Origin of the sequence: Burkholderia sp. NFPP32, assembly GCF_900119325.1 — a bacterium.
In the GTDB taxonomy this organism is placed as follows: domain Bacteria; phylum Pseudomonadota; class Gammaproteobacteria; order Burkholderiales; family Burkholderiaceae; genus Burkholderia; species Burkholderia pyrrocinia_C.
The window spans coordinates 1-2,608 of the sequence record NZ_FPJP01000067.1; the positions used below are offsets into that span (position 1 = coordinate 1).

At 59.2% G+C, this 2,608-nt stretch carries 3 protein-coding genes and 1 pseudogene; 3 read left to right on the forward strand and 1 reads right to left on the reverse strand.

All coding sequences use genetic code 11. The features are described 5' to 3' along the window. The 3 genes and pseudogenes from BT264_RS38970 to BT264_RS37110 form a co-directional block, all read left to right on the forward strand. Nucleotides 1-95: pseudogene (locus BT264_RS38970) on the forward strand (ATP-binding protein); the annotation flags it as partial. A 198-nt stretch (nt 96-293) separates the two neighbouring features. After that, nucleotides 294-1,400, forward strand: a complete 1,107-nt coding sequence (locus tag BT264_RS37105) for a tyrosine-type recombinase/integrase (RefSeq protein WP_256260783.1) — start codon at nt 294-296, stop codon at nt 1,398-1,400. Between the two features lie 2 nt (nt 1,401-1,402). Continuing rightward, entirely contained in the window at nt 1,403-1,960 is a 558-nt protein-coding gene (locus BT264_RS37110) for a hypothetical protein (protein WP_072445484.1), read from the forward strand. A gap of 21 nt (nt 1,961-1,981) precedes the next feature. Here BT264_RS37110 and BT264_RS37115 read toward each other — a convergent pair. After that, nucleotides 1,982-2,608: IS256 family transposase (locus tag BT264_RS37115; protein ID WP_143155858.1), on the reverse strand; the 627-nt coding region annotated here is incomplete at its 5' end.

Consider the following 2,608-nt stretch of genomic DNA (forward strand, 5'->3'; position numbering starts at 1 on the left):
TCGACGAGGTCGGCTACCTCTCGTACTCGAATCGCCATGCCGACCTGTTGTTCGAGCTCATCAGCCGCCGGTATGAGGCTTGTTCGACCATCGTATAAGTTATTTGGAATTGAATCTGTGCTACGGTAGGCCGGCTTTTATGTCGGCTAGTGCGCTGAACATATTGAAACAGGTCACGCAGGGTTATCCACGGGGCCGCCGCCTGCTTCTCTATAGCGAGAGGCGAGCGGCCCGGTGGGTAACCGGTGCCGGAGGCGACGCCGCTCTGCGCGCTTGTTCCGGATCGTCGTTTGATGACGAAGCAGCATCCGTTTCGCGAGGAGCAGATCATGGCTGCAGATGGCTCTATTGTCGAACCCGTCTGGGAACGGTATCCGCTAATTGCCTCGAACTCTTGCGCTCGTCGCTGGATACAGAGTTGCGTGATGCTCGGTCTGGCCAGGAATACGATCGCGGCCTACATGTATGCGACAGAGGGTTTCCTTCGCTTTGCTATGAGCCACTCCGTCGATCTACGCAGCGTGTCGCGCGAAACTATCGCACAGTATGTCGGTGAACTGCGGGCCCAACCAAGGCGAGCGAATGCGAACGTGGTGCGCATTGACTCAGGCGGCTTCCTGTCGAACGCTACGCTACAGCAGCGGCTCACCGCAGTCCGACTGCTGTTTGAGTTTCTTGTTGACGAGGGACTCGTCAGAACCAATCCGGTAAGCCGTAGCTCCTACACGGCATCCAGTCGCTCCGGTGCGCGTCGTGAGCGAAGCCTCATTCAGAAGTTTCACAAGCTGCCGTGGATTCCAACGGAGGTGCAGTGGATGTCCCTGCTGGCTGTAGTCCGCAACGAGCCGAAGCGTAATAGATGCATGCTGGCGCTTGCCTATGACGCGGCGCTTCGTCGTGAGGAACTGTGCCAGCTTCGCAGCGGCGATATCGATCCCGCCCATCGGCTGCTGCGTATCAGGGCGGAGACGACCAAGGGGCATCGCGAACGCGTGGTGCCATATTCCGCGACCTCCGGCGAGCTGCTCCGCGATTACCTTCGACACCGACGTAGCCGGGGCGGCGACGGAACCACACTATTCCTCTCGGAATCGCCTCGCAACTACGCCGCCCCAATCAGCATGTGGACATGGTCGAAGGTAATTCGTTCTATTGCGATTCGTGCTGGCGTTCCAGCGTTTTCAACTCATACGTTGCGCCATCTTTGTTTGACGGATCTCGCTCGCTCCGGCTGGCAACTGCATGAGATTGCCCGATTTGCTGGTCACCAGAATCTCGAAACGACGCGGCAATACGTGCATCTGTCAGGGCACGATCTCGCGGACCGGTTTGCAAAGACCATGCGCCATGTTCACGCGTGGCGTCTCGATGCTCTCGCGTGCGTCCCAGCAGCAGAGTGACGATGATGGCATCCAAAGCGGCCCTCGCCCCGGCTGTCGGTAGCACATCCCTATGGACGTGGCCGATCGAGATCACGAACTACGACCGAAGAAGCCGGTTGACCGCGACCGAGCAGAGGGTGTTGACTCAGGATCTTCCACTCGCCGTTGCCAACGAACGCACGATAGGAGCGATGCTTGGCAGACTGTCACGCCTTGATCGTCTACTTGCGCCGATCGACGACGCGCTCGCCGCTGTCGATGGCACGCATCTTTACGACGATCGCGTGAGACTGATGCTGCTGCAGTATTGCGCAGTTCGGAACCAATCGTTCTGGGCCTGGGATGCCACCGCTTGGCACATAGTTCTTGGGACAACGCAGGCAGCCTTCTTCGCAGCCCACGTTCCGAAACCGCACGCCGGTGGCGAGCGTCACGCCTTGATTGCGGTAGCGTACCTGCTGCGTTGCTTTAACGACATTCCCGACCTAGGGGAAGTGAAGCGGGTCGCACTGGCGGAGAAGATCTTTGGCAAGGAACGGCTTGCAGGCATACGAGCTAACGTCAAGAGTGGTGTATGAACAATTTGATGGCGGTCGGTTTTAAGCGGCGAGTTTCTGCTGAACCGGCCGATCGTCTTGCACCGGTTCGCCGTCCTTGAAGGCAACACCCTCGAGCAACAGCTTGATCTTCTCGGGGCCGTTAATGCGGCGCCAGGTCTTCTCCGCTTCCTCGATCAGCTTGAATGCCAGACCAAGGAAGGTCGGGCGCGACACACAATTACGCGTACGTGTCGTGCGGTGGCGCACCGTCGCGAACGTCGATTCAATCGCGTTGGTTGTGCGCAGGTGCTGCCAATGTTCGGCGGGAAACTCGTAGAAGGCCAGCAAGCTCTCTCGGTCCTTCTTCAACGTCTCGGTCGCCTTCGGATATTTGGCCGCATAGATCGACACGAAACGATCGAACGCGGCGTGCGCGTCGGCGCGGGTCGCCGCCATCCAGATCGATTGCATGTCGGCCTTCGCGCGTGCCTGTTGCGATTTGGGCAGCGCATTCAGCACGTTGCCCATCTTATGAAACCAACAGCGCTGGCCACGTGTGGTCGGAAACACCTCTTCCAGTGCCGCCCAGAAGCCCATTGCGCCGTCGCCGACCGCCAGCCATGGCCCTGCCTTCAGACCGCGCTTTTTCAAGTCGAGCAGCAGCTCCAGCCACGACGCTTTCGTCTC

Coding starts and splice junctions, on each gene's coding strand:
- BT264_RS37105 (WP_256260783.1), top strand. CDS start 294: ATGACGAAGCAGCATCCGTTTCGCGAGGAGCAGATCATGGCTGCAGAT.
- BT264_RS37110 (WP_072445484.1), top strand. CDS start 1,403: ATGATGGCATCCAAAGCGGCCCTCGCCCCGGCTGTCGGTAGCACATCC.